The sequence below is a fragment of the Bacillus vallismortis genome (assembly GCF_004116955.1).
In the GTDB taxonomy this organism is placed as follows: Bacteria; Bacillota; Bacilli; order Bacillales; family Bacillaceae; genus Bacillus; species Bacillus vallismortis.
Map to the genome: position 1 here is coordinate 1,292,031 of NZ_CP026362.1, position 19,409 is coordinate 1,311,439.

Here is a 19,409-nt window from a genome sequence, read left to right on the forward strand (position 1 = left end):
GGACTATGATAGAATAAGTCACAGATATGCTAGAGGAGGACAATCATGAAGATAAAATCAATTGAACCTACGCCAAGTCCCAATACAATGAAGGTCATCTTAACGGAAGAGCTTCCGGCGGGCAAGAGCAATAACTATAAACCGGATCAAGCAGAAGGCGCACCGACTGTTATCGGGGAAATTCTTAAAATAGAAGGCGTGAAAGGCGTATATCATGTCGCTGATTTTCTTGCTGTTGAACGGAACGCGAGATACGATTGGAAAGACATATTACCGCAAGTCCGCACTGCATTTGGGATGGAAAGTGCTGAAAACACAGGAGAAAATCGCTCTGACCAAGAGTCTTTTGGAGAAGTGAAAGTTTTTGTGCAGATGTTCAGCGGCATTCCTATGCAGGTCAAGTTAACAGATGGGGAGCGGGAAGAGCGCTTCGGGTTACCCGAACGCTTTCAGCAGGCGATCTTAAAACTCAGATCTGAAGCTTCAAATGTTGTGTTTGAGCGGGCATGGAAAGAACAAGGCGTCAGATTCGGCGACTTTAATGAAATCGGTCATGACGTGACAGAAGAGCTTCAGGCGGCTTACAGCGATGAGCGGCTGAAACGGCTGACAGAAGCGGCGGCTCAAGGGAAGGGCGAAGCAAAACAAGCTGTACAGCGCAAGGCGTATAAAGTGACGCTTGACATGCTGGATGATGAGGACTGGAAAAAACGGTATGCACATTTGGAGCAGATGGATCCGAAAGAGGAAGATATCCCCGTTTTACAGAAGGCATTGGATGATCCCAAGGTGTCCATCAGAAGACAGGCTGTTGTGTATTTAGGAATGATTGAAACACCTGATGTTCTTCCTCTATTGTATAAAGCGCTTGAGGATAAAGCCGTCTCAGTCAGAAGAACGGCCGGAGACTGCCTGTCTGATATCGGCGACCCTCACGCCATTCCTGCTATGATCAAGTCGTTAAGCGACTCCAGCAAGCTTGTCCGCTGGCGCGCGGCTATGTTCCTCTACGAAGTCGGCGATGAAAGTGCAATTGAAGCTCTACGCGCTGCCGAAGATGATCCCGAATTTGAGGTCAGCCTTCAAGTGAAAATGGCGCTTGAACGTATTGAGCATGGAGAAGAAGCAAAAGGCTCTGTTTGGAAACAGATGACAGAGAGCAGAAAAAAAGGTGAATAAAAGAAAGAAAAGGGTGCAGATCATGCACCTTTTTTATGTGAATTCACTTTTTATAAAAATTATTTCGAATATTGTTGAAAAATGTCCGAAAACTATTTATAGTAAGTAACAATATTAATAGTTGGAGGGTTCACATCGACAGAAAGCTATATAAATATAAAAACATGAAGGAAACAAGCAAGGCGAGGGCGGCCTGTATTTTATCTTTTTGCAAAAACAGCCCAAAAATAAACTGAAAATTGTTAAAATAAAATCCAGTCTAACAATTGAAAGAATTTAGGGGGATCACCATGGCAGAATTACGCAGTAACATGATCACACAAGGAATCGATAGAGCTCCGCACCGCAGTTTGCTTCGTGCAGCAGGGGTAAAAGAAGAGGATTTTGGCAAACCGTTTATTGCGGTTTGTAATTCATACATTGATATCGTACCCGGTCATGTTCACTTGCAGGAGTTTGGGAAAATCGTAAAAGAAGCAATCAGAGAAGCTGGAGGCGTGCCGTTTGAGTTTAATACAATCGGAGTAGATGACGGCATCGCGATGGGGCATATCGGTATGAGGTATTCGCTGCCGAGCCGCGAAATTATCGCGGACTCTGTGGAAACGGTTGTATCCGCACACTGGTTTGACGGTATGGTTTGTATTCCGAACTGTGACAAAATCACGCCGGGAATGCTTATGGCAGCTATGCGGATCAACATTCCAACGATTTTTGTCAGCGGAGGGCCGATGGCGGCAGGAAGAACAAGTGATGGGCGGAAAATTTCCCTTTCCTCAGTATTTGAGGGGGTAGGCGCTTATCAAGCAGGAAAAATCAACGAGAACGAACTTCAAGAATTAGAGCAGTTCGGATGCCCAACGTGCGGATCTTGCTCAGGCATGTTTACGGCGAACTCAATGAATTGCCTGTCTGAAGCGCTTGGTCTTGCTTTGCCGGGTAACGGAACCATTCTCGCGACAGCACCGGAACGCAAAGAGTTTGTCAGAAAATCGGCTGCGCAATTAATGGAAACCATTCGCAAAGACATTAAACCGCGTGATATTGTGACAGTAAAGGCGATTGATAACGCGTTTGCGCTCGATATGGCGCTCGGCGGTTCAACAAATACCGTTCTTCATACGCTTGCTCTCGCAAACGAAGCCGGCGTTGACTATTCTTTAGAACGCATTAACGAAGTCGCTGAGCGAGTGCCGCACTTGTCCAAGCTGGCGCCTGCATCAGATGTGTATATTGAAGATCTTCACGAAGCCGGAGGTGTGAGCGCGGCGTTGAATGAGCTTTCCAAGAAAGAAGGGGCACTTCATTTAGACGCACTCACTGTTACAGGAAAAACACTCGGAGAAACCATTGCCGGACATGAAGTGAAGGATTATGACGTGATCCATCCGCTGGATCAACCATTCACTGAAAAGGGAGGGCTCGCAGTTTTATTCGGCAATCTGGCTCCGGATGGGGCTATCATTAAAACAGGCGGCGTTCAGAACGGAATTACGAGACACGAAGGACCGGCTGTCGTATTTGATTCTCAGGATGAGGCGCTTGACGGCATTATCAACCGGAAAGTAAAAGAAGGCGACGTGGTCATTATCCGTTACGAAGGGCCAAAAGGCGGACCTGGTATGCCAGAGATGCTTGCACCTACATCTCAGATCGTTGGAATGGGACTCGGGCCAAAGGTGGCATTGATTACGGACGGACGTTTTTCCGGAGCATCTCGAGGCCTATCAATCGGCCACGTATCACCAGAGGCGGCAGAGGGAGGACCGCTTGCTTTCGTGGAAAACGGAGACCATGTCATCGTTGATATTGAAAAACGCATCTTGGATGTTCAAGTGCCGGAGGAAGAATGGGAAAAAAGGAAAGCGAACTGGAAAGGTTTTGAACCGAAGGTGAAAACCGGCTACTTGGCCCGTTATTCCAAACTTGTGACAAGTGCCAACACCGGCGGTATCATGAAAATCTAGACAACGGGGATTCCTTTCTGTTATTTTAAGGCGTGAACATTTGAAATCCAGCCCTCTCTATAGTATCCTTTACTTCAGATGAAGGATAATAGAGGGGGCTTTTTTATGTCAATGGCTTATGAAGAATATATGCGACAGCTTGTTGTACCGATGCGCCGCGAGCTGACTGGAGCAGGTTTTGAAGAATTAACAACAGCGGAAGAAGTAGAAAACTTTATGGAAAAGGCTGAGGGCACGACTCTTGTTGTCGTTAACTCTGTGTGCGGCTGCGCGGCAGGCCTTGCGCGTCCTGCGGCAACACAGGCAGTCCTCCAGCATGACAAAAAGCCTGACAATACAGTGACTGTATTTGCGGGCCAGGATAAAGAAGCTACTGCAAAAATGCGTGAGTATTTTACTGGACAGGAGCCTTCTTCACCATCAATGGCTCTATTGAAAGGCAAGGAAGTCGTACATTTTATTCCGCGTCATGAAATTGAAGGTCATGATATGGAAGAGATTATGAAAAATTTGACCGCTGCCTTTGATGCACACTGCTAAATGCCCGTTTTCGGGCATTTTCTTTTTTGGAGAGTACAGAAAATGATAACAACAAGTTATAGACCGACTGAAGACACCGTTAGAACCGCAAAGCTGCTTGCTAAAGAGCTTGTAATGCCATATTGCAGCCGAAATAAACAAACGGTTGAAAACCTGTTGGAGTCAGCTGCACGTGATTTGCTTGTGGTCGGCAAAGAACGGTTCGAGCTTTATACAAAACAAGGTGCCAAATTCTTTTTCCATCCGAATACAGCGATGTTCAGAGCTAAACGCTTTTTACGAGGGGAGCGGGAGCCTATGCTTCGGGCAGCTGATTTATCGGAAGGGGATACGTTTTTAGATTGCACACTTGGGCTGGGTTCGGATGCCATTATCGCAAGTATGGCAGTAGGCGAAACGGGTTCTGTGATTGGGATTGAAAAAAACCATCTTGTGTCCGTTCTCGTGAGGACGGGACTGCAGGCATGGGAAACGGACATAGTTGAGCTTCAAGCTGCAATGAGTAGAATCCAAGTCAAGAATGGAGATTGCCATGAATACATCAAGCAGCTGCCTGACAACTCTGTTGATGTGATCTATTTCGACCCAATGTTTCATGAGCCTGTAGAGACGTCTGATGGCATCGCGCCTTTACGGGACTTGGCAGAGGATTCGCTTTTGGATGAAGGATGGATCAAAGAAGCGGTACGCGTTTCTAGAAAAAGGGTTGTGCTGAAAGACCACTGGAAAAGCCCGCGATTTGAACAGTTTGGTTTTAACGTCATCAAAAGAAAAACGGCGCTGTTCCATTATGGCGTCATTCAAGCCGCAAGTAAAACAAGCCCGTGATGAATCAAGGGCTTTCAGCGTGTCGACAAACCCTTGCATTCGTTGTCAGTCCTGCGCGTTGGTGCTCACGTGTTATGAAAGGAACGGCGGCTAAATGCTTAGGCGTCCTGCCTAAACGCCGCCGTCATCACATCCTGTGAAAGTCTGCTACGATGCTCGTCCTTCCTAGACTTCAAGGGTTTTCAATCACGCTGAAAAGATGACAAAGTCATAAAACGAAAATCGTTTTATGACTTTGTCAACAATCTGCAAGCCCGTGATGATTCACGGGCTTTCTATTAATCGGTGACTTCCATGACGACAAAGTATAACAATGTTAAGAGTGAAACTGTGGCAAACAGAGCGTCAATCATATAGAAAGCCTCCTTTCATGGAATATTGTAAGCGTTTTTACACAAACGGCAAAGTAACGAATAGCCTAATTTGCATATTCGTTTCATATCGTACATGACTTGCATGTTTCGGATGTGCTAAAATAAGAGAAATATATAAATATAGAGAGGAATAAGCAGTCATGAAATTGTGGATGAGAAAGACCCTTGTGGTTTTATTTACCATCGTAACGTTCGGGCTCGTATCTCCTCCGGCTGCTCTTATGGCGGACAAGCCCTCTGGACAGCCGAGCAGTCTTGAGCAGAACGATTACACCGCTTTTTATGATGAGCATGACCTGTACGATGGTGAGTCGGAAGACAGGCGAGATCCTGAATTGCTTTTTCAAACGTACAAGGAACAGCTCTTTGACAGCGCTCAGGATCAGTCTCTATTGAAATTCGGTAGCAAAATCGCTCCGGTCATTGAGGATGACTATCGGAAAGAGATCCTTCCGAAAATCGAAAATGTGATTAGTGATTATTTAACGACATTGCAAGATGATGAGGCGTATCAAGATGTTGTGATCTCAAGCACGCCTTCAGCTGGCAAAACGGAGAAAATTTTCAACGTTTACAATCGGACGACTGGAGAAGATCTCCTTAGATTCCATGTGCGCAGAGACCACCCCCCACATGAGGGGTACTGGTTTAATTTTCATTATCATACAGCAGAAGATGGATTTCAATCACATCATGAGCTTGGGAGCATTTACTGGGACCGCAACACGCCTCCCAACTGGATGAGTGCGTAAAGGAGATGCCTTTGACGTGAAAAAGTACACAATGAATGAAATGGTCGATATAACAAAAGATATGCTGAACAAACGTGGCGTTATGATTGAAGATATTGCACAGATTGTTCAAAAACTTCAGGAAAAATACAATCCAAATCTGCCGCTCAGTGTATGTATGGAGAATGTAGAAAAAGTGCTGAACAAACGTGAAATTATCCATGCTGTTTTGACAGGCCTTGCGCTTGATCAGCTCGCTGAGCAGAAACTTCTTCCGGAACCGCTACAGCACCTCGTTGAAACGGATGAACCACTTTACGGCATAGATGAAATCATCCCTCTATCAATCGTGAATGTATACGGGTCGATCGGCCTCACCAACTTCGGTTATCTGGATAAAGAGAAGACAGGAATCATTAAAGAACTTGATGAGAGTCCAGACGGTATTCATACCTTTTTAGATGATATTGTGGCAGCCCTTGCAGCAGCGGCTGCGAGCAGAATTGCCCATACGCATCAGGATCTGCAAGATGAAGAAAAAGAACAGGATGAAAAGCCTGTTGTCAGATGACTGATAAAAAAATCATTTCTGGGTTCAGAAATGATTTTTTATTGTGTTACACTACTATAAGACTACTTTTAAAGGATGAAAAAAATGAAACAGTATAAGGATTTATGCAGACATGTTTTAGAGCATGGCGAAGAAAAGGGAGACCGGACAGGGACCGGCACAGTCAGCACCTTCGGATATCAAATGAGATTTCATTTACAGGACGGCTTTCCGATGCTGACCACAAAAAAACTCCACTTTAAATCGATTGCGCATGAGCTGCTTTGGTTTTTAAAAGGAGATACCAATGTACGGTACTTGCAGGAAAACGGAGTGCGGATCTGGAATGAGTGGGCTGATGAAAACGGCGAGCTCGGACCTGTATATGGTTCACAATGGCGTTCTTGGCAGGGAGCTGACGGGGAAACTGTTGATCAAATTTCCCGCCTTATAGAAGATATTAGGACAAATCCGAACTCCAGACGCTTAATCGTCAGCGCATGGAATGTTGGTGAAATTGATAAAATGGCGTTGCCGCCGTGTCATTGCTTGTTCCAATTCTACGTGTCTGACGGGAAGCTGTCCTGTCAGCTGTATCAGCGCTCTGCTGATGTTTTCCTCGGTGTGCCGTTTAATATTGCTTCTTATGCCTTGTTAACCATGATGGTTGCTCATGTGACTGGGCTTGAACCGGGCGAGTTTATTCATACATTTGGCGATGTTCATATATATCAAAATCATATTGAACAGATCAACTTACAGCTGACAAGAGACGTTCGCCCGCTTCCAAAGCTTCGTTTCGCCAGAGAGGTTGATTCCATCTTCAATTTTGCGTTTGAGGACTTTATCATCGAGGATTATGATCGGCATCCTCACATTAAAGGGGCGGTGAGCGTATGATTTCGTTCATTTTTGCAATGGATGCCAACAGGCTGATTGGCAAAGACAATGATTTGCCGTGGCGTTTGCCAAATGATCTTGCATACTTTAAAAAAGTAACGTCGGGCCATTCCATCATTATGGGCCGGAAAACATTTGAATCGATTGGGCGCCCGCTTCCAAACCGAAAAAATATTGTCGTCACATCAGCGCCGGCTTCAAAATTTCCGGGATGCACGGTTGTCAGTTCCTTAAAGGATGTGCTGGACATTTGTTCGGGCCCTGAGGAATGCTTTGTGATCGGAGGGGCTCAGCTCTATACAGCGCTGTTTCCTTACGCGGACAGGCTTTATATGACGAAAATTCATCACAAATTTGAGGGTGACCGCCATTTCCCTGAATTTGATGAAACCAATTGGAAGCTCATTTCTTCTGAGCAGGGGATAAAGGACGAAAAAAACCGATACGATTACGAATTTCTGGTGTATGAAAAAAAGAATTCTTCTGAAACGGGAGGATTATAATTGATTCGCTACAGCTGGCTAGTAGTTTATATTGTGTATATGCTGCTCAAAAATATGAAACAATTATTTAATCAAACGATGCTCGACCCCCGTCTGTCATACAAAAAACAGATGACTCTTGTTTACGAGCAGCCAAAGGCGTTTTTGGAAGGCTGCATCGGCATCACCGGTTCAGTTGTGACGATCCACCAGCCTGAGCCAATACCGCATGGCCCTGTTTTGTATGTGCATCCCCATTTGCGTTTGGCTGAACTGGCCTTGATTGCTGGGTATATTGAGGAACCGGCCGGCTTTATTGCCGATCCAAAAGTATTTCGCTTGCCCTTTATCGGACAATGGCTAGATCGGATGGATGTGATTTCAGGCGGCGATTCAGAAAAAGTATACGAAGATGTGACGAAACAGCTGGAAAAAGGTCAAAGCCTGATTCTTGCGTTAGATGGTTGTATAGACCCTGTAGAACTTGCGGCCCGCTATCAACTTCCGTTGGTGATGGTGAAAACGAAAGGCACAGCTGACCTGCAAAAGGGGTCGTTTTTTAAACGTTTAAAACCGGGAAATATCGAATTGTCCTTTTCAAAAGCTTATATACCTGCAAATGAAAAACAATTACGTGCATAACAAAGCGCAGTCTTTAAGACTGCGCTTTTCTGTTACGAAATAAACGGGACTTTCACACAATAAAACAGGACACAGAAAAACATCGCCGCGCTTCCGCCTAATACAAAGCTATGCCAAATGGCGTGATGGAAGGGGATCTTTTTCCAAATATAAAAAATAGTGCCGACAGAGTATAAAATGCCGCCGAGAAAAAGAAGGCTGAATCCCGCTCCGCTCAGTGAAGCGTATAAAGGCTTAACCGCGATAATCATCAGCCATCCCATAATCAAATACACGAAGGTTGACAAAAGGATGAAGCGTTTCACGAAGAAAATTTTAAAAACGATTCCGCCTAAGGCAAGAGACCATACGATAACCAGCAGGGTGAAGCCGAGTGTTCCTTTCAGCGGCCCCAGCAAAAAAGGTGTATAGGTTCCGGCGATCAGTACATAAATGGCGCTATGATCAATAATCTCCAAAATATCTTTCGTCTTTTTATGTGTGATGCTATGGAGCAGTGTGGAGCTTACATATAACAGCAGCATAGAGACACCGAATATTGTAAAGCTGACAATGTCCCATGCGGAGCCGTATTGAGCCGCAAATATGATCAGAAACACTAATGCCGGTATGGATAGGAGCACACCGATACCGTGTGTAATGGCATTGGCGATCTCTTCTTTGATTGTAAACAAGTGCATTCTCCTTTCGATCGCTAGATCATTTGATTTTTTAGCGTTTCCAGAAAGCCCAAACCTTCTAACGTAATTTTAGTGCCGGCGCGTCCGCGGCTTTTTGTGACATAATCTTTTTTCTCCAAATAATCGAGACGGCTCCTGACCTGCTGCGGAGATAACGAGGTTTGGGTGTTTTTGCTGTGTTCCGAGATGAACCGTCTGCTGGCTGGTTCTCCTTTTTCGTTTAACACTTTTATTGTTTCCAAAATAAATAAAAACTCGGCTTTTTCCATTAAAGTCAGCAGCTTCTCTTTTTTCTTCGACGCTTTTCCGTCTAACGTGCCCCTAATATATGGAGGCAGGTCATATGGATGAATCGTTCCCCCGTTTGAGACTGCCGCCATATAATCTGCGGCGTTTTTTAATTCCCTGACATTGCCTTCAAATGTGTGCCGCTCAAGCATCGAAAAGACTGAGGGATCAACGGACAATTGCCGCCCGGAGTTTGTAAGAAAATATTGTGCCAAAAGCGGTATATCACTTTTTCGTTCAGACAACTCGGGCAGTGTGAGCGTTAATATATTCAGCCTGTAAAATAAGTCTTGTCTGAATGCATGTTCCGCGTATCCGTCTGTGGCGGCACAGATCATCCGCGGTAACTCGGTGTTTGAATCTAAAACTTTTAACAGTTGAGCTTGTACAGAAGCAGGCATGCGCCATACTTCATCAAGAAAAAGGGTTCCTTGTGCTGCTTTTTGAAACGCACCTGATTTACCGTCATAGCCAAAAAGCTCACGCATCAGGCTTTCTTCTGAATGGATGCTGCAATTGACGCTAATAAAAGGTTCGCTGTATCTCGAGGATTCCTGATGGATCGCTTGTGCAACATGATCTTTCCCTGTTCCGATTTTTCCTGTTATGAGGACAGGGAGCTCCGTTAAAGAGAACTGCTTGGCGATTCGTTTTGCTTCTAGAAATGTTTGATGTTCCCCGATCAGATTATGAAACGTGTTGAGTGCTGGTGCGCTATTCATCAATTGGCTCCTTTTGGTTCTAATTGGTTTTATTATAACACGTCTTTTACCCCAAAACACCTTTTATTTTCGATCTTCTTTTTCTTTAGGCCTGCTAAAATGCTGGTGACGGGGATGTTATCTGGAGAAATTGTAATCGCAGTCTGTATTTTTTTTAATTGTAAATAAAAATAATTGTCTTATTTTTTGAATATTCGTGTTATAATGGCATATTAAATAGGGATTTAAAACAAGAAAGGAATCTGTACATGAAACCGTTGCTTAAAGAAAACTCTCTCATCCAAGTGAAAGACATTTTGAAAGCCCATCAAAACGTGAAGGATGTTGTGATCCACACACCTTTGCAAAGGAACGAAAGACTTTCTGAGAGATATGAATGCAATATCTATTTGAAACGTGAAGACTTGCAAGTTGTCAGATCTTTTAAGCTCAGAGGGGCTTATCATAAAATGAAACAGCTTTCCAGCGAGCAGACGGAGAACGGAATTGTATGTGCCAGTGCCGGAAACCATGCTCAAGGTGTAGCGTTCTCATGTAAACATCTTGGCATTCATGGGAAAATCTTTATGCCGTCGACAACGCCGAGACAAAAAATTTCTCAAGTTGAACTGTTTGGAAAAGGATTTATCGACATTATTTTGACAGGTGATACGTTTGACGATGCGTATAAAAGCGCTGTTGAATGTTGTGAGGCGGAATTGCGGACGTTTATCCATCCGTTCGATGATCCGGATGTGATGGCCGGCCAGGGAACGCTGGCGGTAGAGATTTTAAACGATATTGATACAGAACCGCATTTTCTTTTTGCAAGTGTCGGAGGGGGAGGCCTCCTCTCAGGGGTAGGCACTTATTTGAAAAATGTGTCTCCAGAAACAAAGTTGATTGCTGTTGAGCCGGAAGGAGCGGCATCCTATTTTGAATCAAACAAAGCGGGGCATGTCGTCACACTTGATAAAATTGATAAATTTGTAGATGGAGCAGCTGTTAAAAAAATTGGGGAGGAAACATTCCAGACTCTGGAATCAGTCGTGGATGACATTCTCCTTGTCCCAGAAGGGAAAGTATGTACTTCCATTCTTGAATTATATAACGAATGTGCGATTGTTGCTGAACCGGCCGGTGCTCTTTCTGTCGCGGCGCTTGATTTGTACAAGGATGAATTGAAAGGCAAAAATGTGGTGTGTGTAGTCAGCGGGGGCAATAACGATATCGGAAGAATGCAGGAAATGAAGGAGCGATCCTTGATTTTTGAAGGACTTCAGCATTATTTTATCGTCAATTTTCCGCAAAGAGCGGGAGCACTCCGCGAATTTCTTGATGAAGTCCTCGGGCCGAATGATGACATTACACGGTTTGAGTATACGAAGAAAAATAATAAAAGCAACGGACCTGCTCTTGTCGGCATCGAGCTGCAGAACAAGGCCGATTATGGGCCGCTGATTGAACGAATGAACAAAAAAGCGTTTCATTATGTAGAAGTGAATAAGGATGAGGACTTGTTTCATTTGCTGATCTAAATTTTCACACAACCGCGTAAAATGACAGACAACCCGGCCGGCATTGTATATAATAGAAGAAAAACAAAAAGAGGATTGATAGCTTGTTACTCAAAAGCCTAGAGTTCAAACGCAGTGACGGGATTCAGGTGAAAGTGACAGAGATACCTGTATTAAAGGAAGATGAGCACTATTTCTTTATGTTACATCACCATTTGCAGTTCTACTTAAAAGAAGTGTTTTCATCAAACAGCAGGACAAAAGTGTATTCTTTCCGACAAGATATGAAGCGCCGGATGAAATGGGCTGATTATCAGGCTGTTTTTCATCAAGAGGTGTTAAAGTACAACGCGTAATATGCTGCTTAAACCTGTGTGTCTCCCTTTGAAACCGTTGGTTGGGAGACATGCAGGATTTTTTTTGCCTGTACCGAATATATAAGATATAAATAGAGGATATAGCAGGCAAGAGCTTTTACCGGCTGGAAAGGGTGAATGTCATGAAGGTGATCAAAGGTTTAATAGTAGGGCTGTGTATTCTGCTTTTGGGTGCCTGCGGAGGACAACAAATTACAGATCCGCTTAATTACGAGGTGGAGCCTTTTACATTTCAAAACCAAGACGGCAAGGATGTTTCATTAAAGAGTTTAAAAGGAGAAGTATGGCTGGCGGATTTTATTTTTACTAATTGTGAAACTGTATGTCCGCCGATGACTGCTCATATGACCGATTTGCAAAAAAAACTAAAAGCCGAGAATATAGATGTCCGGATCGTATCCTTTAGTGTTGACCCGGAAAACGATAAGCCAAAACAGCTGAAGAAATTCGCGGCGAATTATCCGCTATCTTTTGACAACTGGGATTTCCTCACGGGATACAGCCAGAGTGAAATTGAGGCGTTCGCGCTTAAAAGTTTCAAAGCGATAGTGAAAAAACCGGAGGGAAAAGACCAAGTCATTCATCAATCTTCCTTTTATTTGGTGGGTCCGGACGGTAAGGTGCTAAAAGATTACAATGGAGTGGAAAATACACCGTACGATGATATTATCGCGGATGTGAAATCAGCCAGCACACTCAAGTAAGCAAGGAGACTAGGCATTTGCAAATCTTCTAAAACATGATACACTTTCCACTAGTAGAATGGGAAGGAGCAACAAGATTGAAGCTGCGCATTTTTTCACTCATGGCCAGTTTGATTTTGCTTCTTACTGCTTGTACGAGCATACGTACAGCATCTGAGGGAAAACAAAAAGCTAATGAACCGAAAACGAAAGAGCACATTGTAATAGCGGCTGTCGGAGATTCGCTGACAGAAGGTGTCGGAGATCCCGCGGGTAAGGGATATGTCGGCATGGTTGCGGATTCTATCCGGTCAGATAAACAAGTCAAAACAGTAGACGTAAAAAATTATGCCGTAAAAGGGAACCGTTCTGATGATTTATTAGAGAAATTAAAAGATAAAAAGGTTCAAAAAGGCATAAAGGACGCTGATTATGTCTTTTTTACAATTGGCGGCAATGATTTGATGAAAGTCCTTCACCAAAACTTCCTGCAATTAACCATGGAACCATTTCAGGAAGCGGAAAAACCATATGAAAAGCGTTTTAAAAAAATCATTTCTGAAATTCGGGAACTGAATGATCACGCTGAGCTGATTTATGTCAGCATGTATAATCCGTTTACATTTACGTTATCTGAATTAAATGAAATAAACGGTGTTGTTACTGATTGGAACGAAATAGCTGAAAAAGAGCTGAAAAAAGATAAGTTTGCGAAAATCATTTATATTGAAGATTTATTCAATCAAAAAAGCGAGAGCAGCAGAATTTCAGAGGATGATGATTTTCATCCTAATGGTACGGGTTATTCCCTTATCGCGAAGCGCGTTTATCAAGCCATTGAAAAAGAAGGATTACCGAAAGAGTAGGGTGACATCATGAATAAGTGGAAACGACTGTTTTTTATATTGCTTGCCATCAATCTGATTCTCGCCGCTGGGTTTGTGACACTAGTCATGCTGCCGGGAAAACAAGCTCAGGTGAAGGATTCAACTGAGAGCGAGTATGGATTTCAAGTGACAAGCACAAAAGAATCTTTAGCTGCGTTTGTGAACTCATATTTAAAAGACAAAGCATCAAACAAGCTTGATTATAAAGTAGAGATCGATGACGATGTCCATGTCGCGGGGAAAATCAAGGCTTTTTCCACGTCCATTGATGCGCTTGTCGCTTTTGAGCCGACTGTGAAAAAAAATGGCGATGTGGAGCTGAATGTTACGAAATTTTCGTTAGGGAAATTGAGTATACCGATTAGCTTTGTGTTAAATTATATGGACAGCTTTTACGAATTGCCGTCATTTGTCCACGTTCATCCCGGCGACAAAAGCATTGAAGTGCGTCTGTCAGAAATGCCTTTAACGAATGGAATGTATGTCAAAGCGGATAAAATAAATTTAGAAAAAGATGAAATTGAGTTTTCCTATTACCATCCTAAACAATAGAGGTGACTGAAAATGAAACGGATTTGTCAGTATTTCAGTTTATTATCCTTTACATTTTCCCTGTATTTCGGCTGGCTTGCTTATCACCATCTGGCCGCTGAAGATATGGATCAAATGTATTTGAACATTTCCTATTGTGCCTTGTTCCTAAGTGTGATGGTGTTTACTTTCGGTATGAGAGACCGAAAAAAAACCGATAAGTCATGAAAAAAGAGACAAAACAACGTCTCTTTTTTCGTGTGATCAAAGCGATAATGTAAGACCACAAGGAGAAAAAATGAAAGCATACGATTTTACGCAGGGGAACGTGCTGAAACAGCTTGTGCTGTTTTCAATGCCAATTATGCTCGGAAACGCATTGCAGGTTTCCTTTCAATTGATAGACAGTTTGTGGATCGGCAATTTACTGGGGGGAAAGGCTCTTGGGGCTGCCGCGGTATCGAGCACGATTGTTTTAACCGTGCTGTCTTTTATTTTAGGCCTTAACAACGCGACATTAACGATTTTGTCACAGCAAAAGGGTAAAGATGATAAAAAAGGAATGGCGTCGTATATCAATGCTTTTGTCGTCTTATTAACAGGCCTAAGCATCGGATTCGGTGCGGCCGGTTTTTTCCTGTCAGAGCTTTTGCTTCGTCTTCTAAAAACGCCGGAGTCGATGATACCGCTTGCTGAGACCTATTTACAAATTCAATTTATCGGCATTTTATTTTTGTTTGGTTATAACTTTATCAGCACGGTGCTTCGGGCCCTCGGCGACAGCAAGACACCTCTCCGGTTTATTGCATTTGCCGTTGTGCTGAATACTGTGTTGGCGCCGCTCTTTATTTCTGTGCTGCACATGGGAATAGCGGGAGCAGCTTATTCGACAATTTTGTCACAGGGGATTGCGTTTCTGTACGGGTTGTTTTATGTCCTCAAACACAAGCTTGTGCCGTTCTCTATCCCGCGAGTTCCAAAGTGGGAAGAGTCCGCGCTGATTTTAAAACTTGGGATTCCAGCCGGTTTGCAGATGATGGTGATTACAGGCGGTATGATGGCAATTATGAGTGTTGTCAACTCCTACGGAGAGCATGTGGTGTCAGGCTTCGGCGCGGTGCAGCGGCTCGATAGCATCATCACGCTTCCGGCTATGGCTGCCGGTACGGCAGTCAACAGTATGGCGGGGCAAAATATCGGGATCGGGAACCATAAAAGAGTGGGAACGATTGCGAAGCTTGGTGTGATGGCCGTTATTTCTTGCATGATGGTGATTGCAGTCATGCTTTGGGTATTTGGTAAATACCTGATAAAGTTATTTATCAGCGACCCTGATGCGGTCGCGTTTGGTGAACAATATTTGCGATGGATCGCGTTTTTTTATCCTTTTATCGGGATTAATTTCGTGCTGAACGGAATCGTCAGAGCCGCAGGAGCGATGCTGCAGGTGCTGGTTTTAAATTTGATATCGTTTTGGGTTTTGAGATATCCTTTCACGGCTCTATTTTCAGCTTGGTTTGGACAGAAAGGAATCGGGCTCGGAATCGGAATGAGTTTTTTATTAAGCAGCTGTGCGGCGTTTTTGTATTACAGATACGGGCGATGGAAAACAATGAAACTGTTCGCTGAATAATAAGTGAAGCGCTGCAAAAAGCACATACCCATGTATAGCGGTATGTGCTTTTTTTCATCGCTTTTTATCAAGTTTGCTGAAGAGCTCGATTAATGAGGCAAGTTCGGCATCGGTGTAGCAGTCAAAGCGTTTAAAGAAATATTCTGTTTTTTTCTCGTTGAAATGCTGAAGGACTTTTTCACCCGCTTCGGTGATATGAATGCGGATGATGCGCCTGTCTTCCTTCGATCTGATTCTCGTAATCCATTCCTTTTCCACCAGCGCATCAGTCACAGCTGTAATGTGGCTTGCTGATACCTCTAAAATAGGCGCAAATTCGGTGACCTTTTTAGGGCCTTGTTCACTGAGGATCCGCAGAATGGTGAATTCATTCCGTGACAGCTCTTTATCAAGAATTTCATTGATTTCGTTGCGTATTTGTTTAAAGACTTTACGGAGTAAATTTTCCATATCGTACATCATCTGTGTTCTTACTTTCAAATTTGTACCTCCATTACATAAGCATATTGCTTAAAACCTATAGATTTTATGAAAAGCAGAATCATTTTCATTCTATTTTTACATGCTATAATATAATAATACCACGTATGAACAAAGGAGGCACCAGTATGTCTGAAAAAAAAGAAATCGCCACATTTGCAGGAGGCTGTTTTTGGTGTATGGTCAAACCTTTTGACGAACAGCCGGGGATTGAAAAAGTGGTGTCCGGGTATACAGGCGGCCATACTGAAAACCCTACGTATGAAGAGGTGTGCAGTGAAACGACAGGACATCGTGAAGCCGTTCAAATCACGTTTCAGCCTGATGTGTTTCCTTATGAAAAGCTGCTTGAATTATTTTGGCAGCAAATCGATCCGACAGATGCCGGCGGCCAGTTTGCGGATCGCGGCAGCTCCTACCGTGCAGCCATTTTTTATCATAATGATAAACAAAAGGAGCTTGCGGAGGCTTCCAAGCAGCGTCTGATAGATAGCGGCATCTTTAAGGATCCGATTGTAACGGACATTTTAAAAGCTGAACCTTTCTATGAAGCGGAAGACTACCATCAGCATTTTTATAAAAAGAATCCTGGACATTATCAGCGCTACCGGACGGGGTCTGGACGAGCAGGATTTATCAGTGAGCATTGGGGGGCGAAATAAATGGGGTACAATAAAGAAGAAAAAATCAAGTCACTAAACCGCATGCAATATGAAGTGACGCAAAATAACGGCACAGAGCCGCCGTTTCAAAATGAATTTTGGGATCATCAGGAAGAAGGGCTCTATGTTGACATTGTGTCAGGCAAGCCATTGTTTACATCCAAGGATAAATTTGATTCCCACTGCGGCTGGCCAAGCTTTACAAAGCCGATTGAAGAAGAAGAAGTGGAAGAAAAACTAGACGCGAGCCACGGCATGATTCGCACAGAAGTGAGAAGCCGTACGGCTGATTCTCATCTTGGCCATGTATTTAACGACGGACCGGGGCCAAGCGGGCTTCGTTACTGCATAAACTCAGCGGCGCTGCGGTTTGTGCCGAAGGATAAGCTGAAAGAAGAAGGATACGAAAGCTATCTGCATCTTTTTGAAAAATAAAACAAAAAACAAGCCTGCCTACTGGATAGACAGGTTTGTTTTTTTGCCTTTTTTTCATTGGGCAATTCTGTCTTTCTTAATGAGAGGGGCTTAATCTATTGATATTTGGCAGATTGGCTTTGCGAAAATCAGGATGTTTTTCAGGCTCTGGAAGTATCGTCTAAAGCTTGCGCCATTTATACAGAGAATCAATTTCATGTAGGGGCGTTCATTCTTTGTGTTGCTTTTCACCCGGACGTTTGGTTTCCACTGTGGGCCGCCCGTGCTGCGATGCATACATATTCTTCTTCAATGATTTCATTTTAAAATAAAAGCTTCTCCGCGTCATGTTCTTGCCTGAGATTTTAGCGGATCACGCTCCATCTTTTGTGCAAATAAAATTGGAATGGCCGAATCCTTTGGAGCTGGAACATTTTCGAAGCCTACTGACCAAAACACAGTTTCTCTGTTATGGACGTGGGGGTTTCAGATTTTCAGATAACAGCTTGGTGGCACCCATTGTATTCATAGGCGATACAGGTTTACCCATAACATGCGGGCCCCGGTTTAAAAGGGCAGCCCCGCCACATCCTGTCCGCCGATGAGATTGGTCCGGATGGCTTTAATGTATGTCTTCACATGACAGAACGGTGATACCCATCTGTGGTCGTGCGCATTTACGAGTTCAAATGAAAGCCGTTTAGCCGCCGCCTACTTTTCAAAAAAATGTATGGGAATGATCAACTCACAAAGTGTGTTTTTTTTATAGAAAATCCCTATCAAGGGCAATCAGACAATAAAGCAAACTAAATAAACGTTGTACTAAATATTCATAATGATCTTACTCTCGTGCCGTAAAAATAATTCTGACGGAGCCATTTCACGTGCTTCATAGGGAAAAGTGATTTATGAGGCAGAAACACTACAAAAAAAGGTTCATTTTCCTCACGGTTGAACACCTGTATATATTTTACAATAGAAGCGATAGTGAAGGAGGAGGGTACAAAATGAAAGTTTCAAAAACAATGCTGCTAAGCACTGCTGCGGGTATATTGCCTAGCCTGACAACTCACTCGGTGTCTGCACATCATGTGAAAGCGGAACATCATTTTAAAGTGACGGCGCAAACGGAGACCGATCCTGTCGCTTCTGGAGATGACGCAGCAGATGACCCGGCCATTTGGGTTCATGAAAAGCATCCGGAAAAAAGCAAGTTGATCACGACAAATAAGAAGTCGGGACTCGTCGTGTATGATTTAAACGGCAAACAGCTTCAATCTTATGAGTTTGGAAAGCTTAATAATGTCGATCTGCGTTATGATTTTCCTTTGAACGGCGAAAAAATTGATATTGCTGCCGCCTCCAACCGATCTGAAGGAAAAAATACGATTGAAGTCTATGCAATTGACGGAGATAAAGGAAAGTTGAAAAGCATTACAGTCCCCACCATCCTATTTCAACTGATATTTCCGAGGTATACGGGTTCAGCCTGTATCACAGCCAGAAAACAGGAGCATTTTACGCATTAGTGACGGGCAAACAGGGAGAATTCGAGCAATATGAAATTGTTGATAATGGAAAGGATTATGTAACGGGGAAATTAGTGCGTGAATTTAAATTGAATTCACAGACAGAAGGCCTTGTTGCTGATGATGAGTACGGGAACTTGTATATAGCAGAGGAAAATGAAGCCATCTGGAAATTTCATGCTGAGCCAGACGGAGGATCAAAGGGACGGGTTGTCGACCGCGCGACAGGAGAACGCTTGACAGCTGACATTAAAGGACTGACGATCTATTATGCGCCAGACGGCAAAGGATATCTCATGGCCTCAAGTCAGGGAAATAACAGCTATGCAATGTATGAACGTCAGGGAAGCAATTGCTACATAGCCAATTTTGACATTGCAGATGGCGAAAAGATAGACGGCACTAGTGACACGGACGGTATTGATGTTCTCGGTTTCGGACTCGGCCCCAAATATCCGTACGGGATTTTTGTGGCGCAGGACGGTGAAAATATTGACAATGGACAAGCCGTCAATCAGAACTTCAAAATTGTGTCATGGGAACAGATTGCACAGCATCTCGGAGGAAAGCCTGATTTTCATAAACAGGTGAATCCGAGGAAGCTGAAGGACCGTTCTGACGGCTAAGAAAGAGAAGCACATTCAGCTGGCTTTCAGCGTGTCGACAAGCCATTCGTTGTCAGTCCCGCGCGTTGATGTTCACGAATTTCTATTCGCTGCGCCCAATACTCTTTATTCCTAGACAGCGAGGGTTTTCCACCACGAAAAAAGTTGACCAAACGCTAAGACCAAACCGTTTCAGCATTTGGTCAACAATCTGGAAAGCAGCTTGTTT

The 19,409-nt window shown here is 43.7% G+C and carries 21 protein-coding genes and 1 pseudogene; 19 read left to right on the forward strand and 3 right to left on the reverse strand.

Annotated elements, in window-relative coordinates; genetic code table 11:
* Window positions 1–45 precede the first annotated feature (45 nt).
* From BV11031_RS07090 to BV11031_RS07135, 9 genes are all read left to right on the forward strand, one after another.
* Complete coding sequence (locus BV11031_RS07090) at window positions 46–1,179, forward strand: conserved virulence factor C family protein (protein WP_010327962.1); 1,134 nt, start codon at window positions 46–48, stop codon at window positions 1,177–1,179.
* A gap of 290 nt (window positions 1,180–1,469) precedes the next feature.
* Window positions 1,470–3,146 (forward strand): dihydroxy-acid dehydratase, encoded by a 1,677-nt coding sequence (gene ilvD, locus BV11031_RS07095; protein ID WP_010327964.1) that lies wholly within the window; start codon window positions 1,470–1,472, stop codon window positions 3,144–3,146.
* A gap of 105 nt (window positions 3,147–3,251) precedes the next feature.
* Window positions 3,252–3,686, forward strand: a complete 435-nt coding sequence (gene brxA / locus BV11031_RS07100) for a bacilliredoxin BrxA (protein ID WP_010327965.1) — start codon at window positions 3,252–3,254, stop codon at window positions 3,684–3,686.
* Between the two features lie 42 nt (window positions 3,687–3,728).
* Window positions 3,729–4,514: a class I SAM-dependent methyltransferase gene (locus BV11031_RS07105; protein WP_010327966.1), complete on the forward strand. Its 786-nt coding sequence runs from the start codon at window positions 3,729–3,731 to the stop codon at window positions 4,512–4,514.
* Window positions 4,515–5,028: 514 nt separating this feature from the next.
* Window positions 5,029–5,640 (forward strand): YpjP family protein, encoded by a 612-nt coding sequence (locus tag BV11031_RS07115; RefSeq protein WP_010327967.1) that lies wholly within the window; start codon window positions 5,029–5,031, stop codon window positions 5,638–5,640.
* Window positions 5,641–5,656: 16 nt separating this feature from the next.
* Entirely contained in the window at window positions 5,657–6,190 is a 534-nt protein-coding gene (locus BV11031_RS07120; protein ID WP_010327968.1) for a phosphatidylglycerophosphatase A family protein, read from the forward strand.
* Between the two features lie 84 nt (window positions 6,191–6,274).
* Complete coding sequence (locus BV11031_RS07125; protein ID WP_010327969.1) at window positions 6,275–7,069, forward strand: thymidylate synthase; 795 nt, start codon at window positions 6,275–6,277, stop codon at window positions 7,067–7,069.
* A complete protein-coding gene (dfrA, locus tag BV11031_RS07130) occupies window positions 7,066–7,572 on the forward strand; it encodes a dihydrofolate reductase DfrA (protein WP_010327970.1) in 507 nt (168 codons plus the stop codon). Before BV11031_RS07125 ends, dfrA begins: the two co-directional genes overlap by 4 nt.
* The gene (locus BV11031_RS07135) at window positions 7,573–8,193 is read left to right on the forward strand and encodes a lysophospholipid acyltransferase family protein (RefSeq protein WP_010327971.1); all 621 of its coding nucleotides are present in this window, start codon (window positions 7,573–7,575) and stop codon (window positions 8,191–8,193) included.
* Window positions 8,194–8,225: 32 nt separating this feature from the next.
* Here the strand turns inward: BV11031_RS07135 and trhA are convergent, their stop codons facing one another.
* Both trhA and BV11031_RS07145 read right to left on the reverse strand, forming a co-directional pair.
* Window positions 8,226–8,867 (reverse strand): PAQR family membrane homeostasis protein TrhA, encoded by a 642-nt coding sequence (trhA, locus tag BV11031_RS07140; RefSeq protein ID WP_010327972.1) that lies wholly within the window; start codon window positions 8,865–8,867, stop codon window positions 8,226–8,228.
* Window positions 8,868–8,887: 20 nt separating this feature from the next.
* Window positions 8,888–9,883: a sigma 54-interacting transcriptional regulator gene (locus tag BV11031_RS07145; RefSeq protein ID WP_010327973.1), complete on the reverse strand. Its 996-nt coding sequence runs from the start codon at window positions 9,881–9,883 to the stop codon at window positions 8,888–8,890.
* 248 nt (window positions 9,884–10,131) lie between these two features.
* Here BV11031_RS07145 and ilvA point away from each other — a divergent pair, with 248 nt between their 5' ends.
* The 7 genes from ilvA to BV11031_RS07180 all read left to right on the forward strand — a co-directional run bounded on the left by ilvA (window position 10,132) and on the right by BV11031_RS07180 (window position 15,490).
* Window positions 10,132–11,400, forward strand: a complete 1,269-nt coding sequence (gene ilvA, locus BV11031_RS07150) for a threonine ammonia-lyase IlvA (protein ID WP_010327974.1) — start codon at window positions 10,132–10,134, stop codon at window positions 11,398–11,400.
* Between the two features lie 83 nt (window positions 11,401–11,483).
* Complete coding sequence (locus BV11031_RS07155; protein ID WP_010327975.1) at window positions 11,484–11,735, forward strand: DUF2535 family protein; 252 nt, start codon at window positions 11,484–11,486, stop codon at window positions 11,733–11,735.
* A 143-nt stretch (window positions 11,736–11,878) separates the two neighbouring features.
* The gene (locus BV11031_RS07160; protein ID WP_010327976.1) at window positions 11,879–12,460 is read left to right on the forward strand and encodes an SCO family protein; all 582 of its coding nucleotides are present in this window, start codon (window positions 11,879–11,881) and stop codon (window positions 12,458–12,460) included.
* Window positions 12,461–12,537: 77 nt separating this feature from the next.
* Window positions 12,538–13,305 carry an SGNH/GDSL hydrolase family protein gene (locus tag BV11031_RS07165; protein ID WP_010327977.1) on the forward strand — a complete coding sequence of 256 codons (768 nt, stop codon included), beginning with the start codon at window positions 12,538–12,540 and terminating at the stop codon, window positions 13,303–13,305.
* Window positions 13,306–13,314: 9 nt separating this feature from the next.
* A complete protein-coding gene (locus BV11031_RS07170; RefSeq protein ID WP_010327978.1) occupies window positions 13,315–13,878 on the forward strand; it encodes a YpmS family protein in 564 nt (187 codons plus the stop codon).
* A gap of 12 nt (window positions 13,879–13,890) precedes the next feature.
* The gene (gene ypmT, locus BV11031_RS07175) at window positions 13,891–14,085 is read left to right on the forward strand and encodes a protein YpmT (protein ID WP_129550712.1); all 195 of its coding nucleotides are present in this window, start codon (window positions 13,891–13,893) and stop codon (window positions 14,083–14,085) included.
* A 70-nt stretch (window positions 14,086–14,155) separates the two neighbouring features.
* Window positions 14,156–15,490: an MATE family efflux transporter gene (locus tag BV11031_RS07180; RefSeq protein ID WP_129550713.1), complete on the forward strand. Its 1,335-nt coding sequence runs from the start codon at window positions 14,156–14,158 to the stop codon at window positions 15,488–15,490.
* A 54-nt stretch (window positions 15,491–15,544) separates the two neighbouring features.
* Here the strand turns inward: BV11031_RS07180 and BV11031_RS07185 are convergent, their stop codons facing one another.
* Window positions 15,545–15,970 carry a MarR family transcriptional regulator gene (locus BV11031_RS07185; RefSeq protein ID WP_039074221.1) on the reverse strand — a complete coding sequence of 142 codons (426 nt, stop codon included), beginning with the start codon at window positions 15,968–15,970 and terminating at the stop codon, window positions 15,545–15,547.
* Between the two features lie 128 nt (window positions 15,971–16,098).
* Here BV11031_RS07185 and msrA point away from each other — a divergent pair, with 128 nt between their 5' ends.
* The 3 genes and pseudogenes from msrA (at window position 16,099) to BV11031_RS07200 (ending at window position 19,201) form a co-directional block, all read left to right on the forward strand.
* Entirely contained in the window at window positions 16,099–16,632 is a 534-nt protein-coding gene (msrA, locus tag BV11031_RS07190) for a peptide-methionine (S)-S-oxide reductase MsrA (RefSeq protein ID WP_010331330.1), read from the forward strand.
* Window positions 16,633–17,067 carry a peptide-methionine (R)-S-oxide reductase MsrB gene (msrB, locus tag BV11031_RS07195; RefSeq protein WP_010331329.1) on the forward strand — a complete coding sequence of 145 codons (435 nt, stop codon included), beginning with the start codon at window positions 16,633–16,635 and terminating at the stop codon, window positions 17,065–17,067.
* Between the two features lie 986 nt (window positions 17,068–18,053).
* Window positions 18,054–19,201 (forward strand): annotated as a pseudogene (locus BV11031_RS07200) (phytase).
* The last annotated feature ends 208 nt before the right edge of the window (window positions 19,202–19,409 follow it).

Bases quoted from the DNA above. Each gene is read 5' to 3' on its own strand.
- BV11031_RS07105 (WP_010327966.1), top strand. From the start codon at position 3,729: ATGATAACAACAAGTTATAGACCGACTGAAGACACCGTTAGAACCGCA.
- msrA (WP_010331330.1), top strand. From the start codon at position 16,099: ATGTCTGAAAAAAAAGAAATCGCCACATTTGCAGGAGGCTGTTTTTGG.
- ypmT (WP_129550712.1), top strand. From the start codon at position 13,891: ATGAAACGGATTTGTCAGTATTTCAGTTTATTATCCTTTACATTTTCC.
- ilvA (WP_010327974.1), top strand. From the start codon at position 10,132: ATGAAACCGTTGCTTAAAGAAAACTCTCTCATCCAAGTGAAAGACATT.
- BV11031_RS07145 (WP_010327973.1), bottom strand. From the start codon at position 9,883: ATGAATAGCGCACCAGCACTCAACACGTTTCATAATCTGATCGGGGAA.
- BV11031_RS07090 (WP_010327962.1), top strand. From the start codon at position 46: ATGAAGATAAAATCAATTGAACCTACGCCAAGTCCCAATACAATGAAG.
- BV11031_RS07115 (WP_010327967.1), top strand. From the start codon at position 5,029: ATGAAATTGTGGATGAGAAAGACCCTTGTGGTTTTATTTACCATCGTA.
- brxA (WP_010327965.1), top strand. From the start codon at position 3,252: ATGTCAATGGCTTATGAAGAATATATGCGACAGCTTGTTGTACCGATG.
- msrB (WP_010331329.1), top strand. From the start codon at position 16,633: ATGGGGTACAATAAAGAAGAAAAAATCAAGTCACTAAACCGCATGCAA.
- BV11031_RS07170 (WP_010327978.1), top strand. From the start codon at position 13,315: ATGAATAAGTGGAAACGACTGTTTTTTATATTGCTTGCCATCAATCTG.
- BV11031_RS07125 (WP_010327969.1), top strand. From the start codon at position 6,275: ATGAAACAGTATAAGGATTTATGCAGACATGTTTTAGAGCATGGCGAA.
- dfrA (WP_010327970.1), top strand. From the start codon at position 7,066: ATGATTTCGTTCATTTTTGCAATGGATGCCAACAGGCTGATTGGCAAA.
- ilvD (WP_010327964.1), top strand. From the start codon at position 1,470: ATGGCAGAATTACGCAGTAACATGATCACACAAGGAATCGATAGAGCT.
- BV11031_RS07180 (WP_129550713.1), top strand. From the start codon at position 14,156: ATGAAAGCATACGATTTTACGCAGGGGAACGTGCTGAAACAGCTTGTG.
- BV11031_RS07160 (WP_010327976.1), top strand. From the start codon at position 11,879: ATGAAGGTGATCAAAGGTTTAATAGTAGGGCTGTGTATTCTGCTTTTG.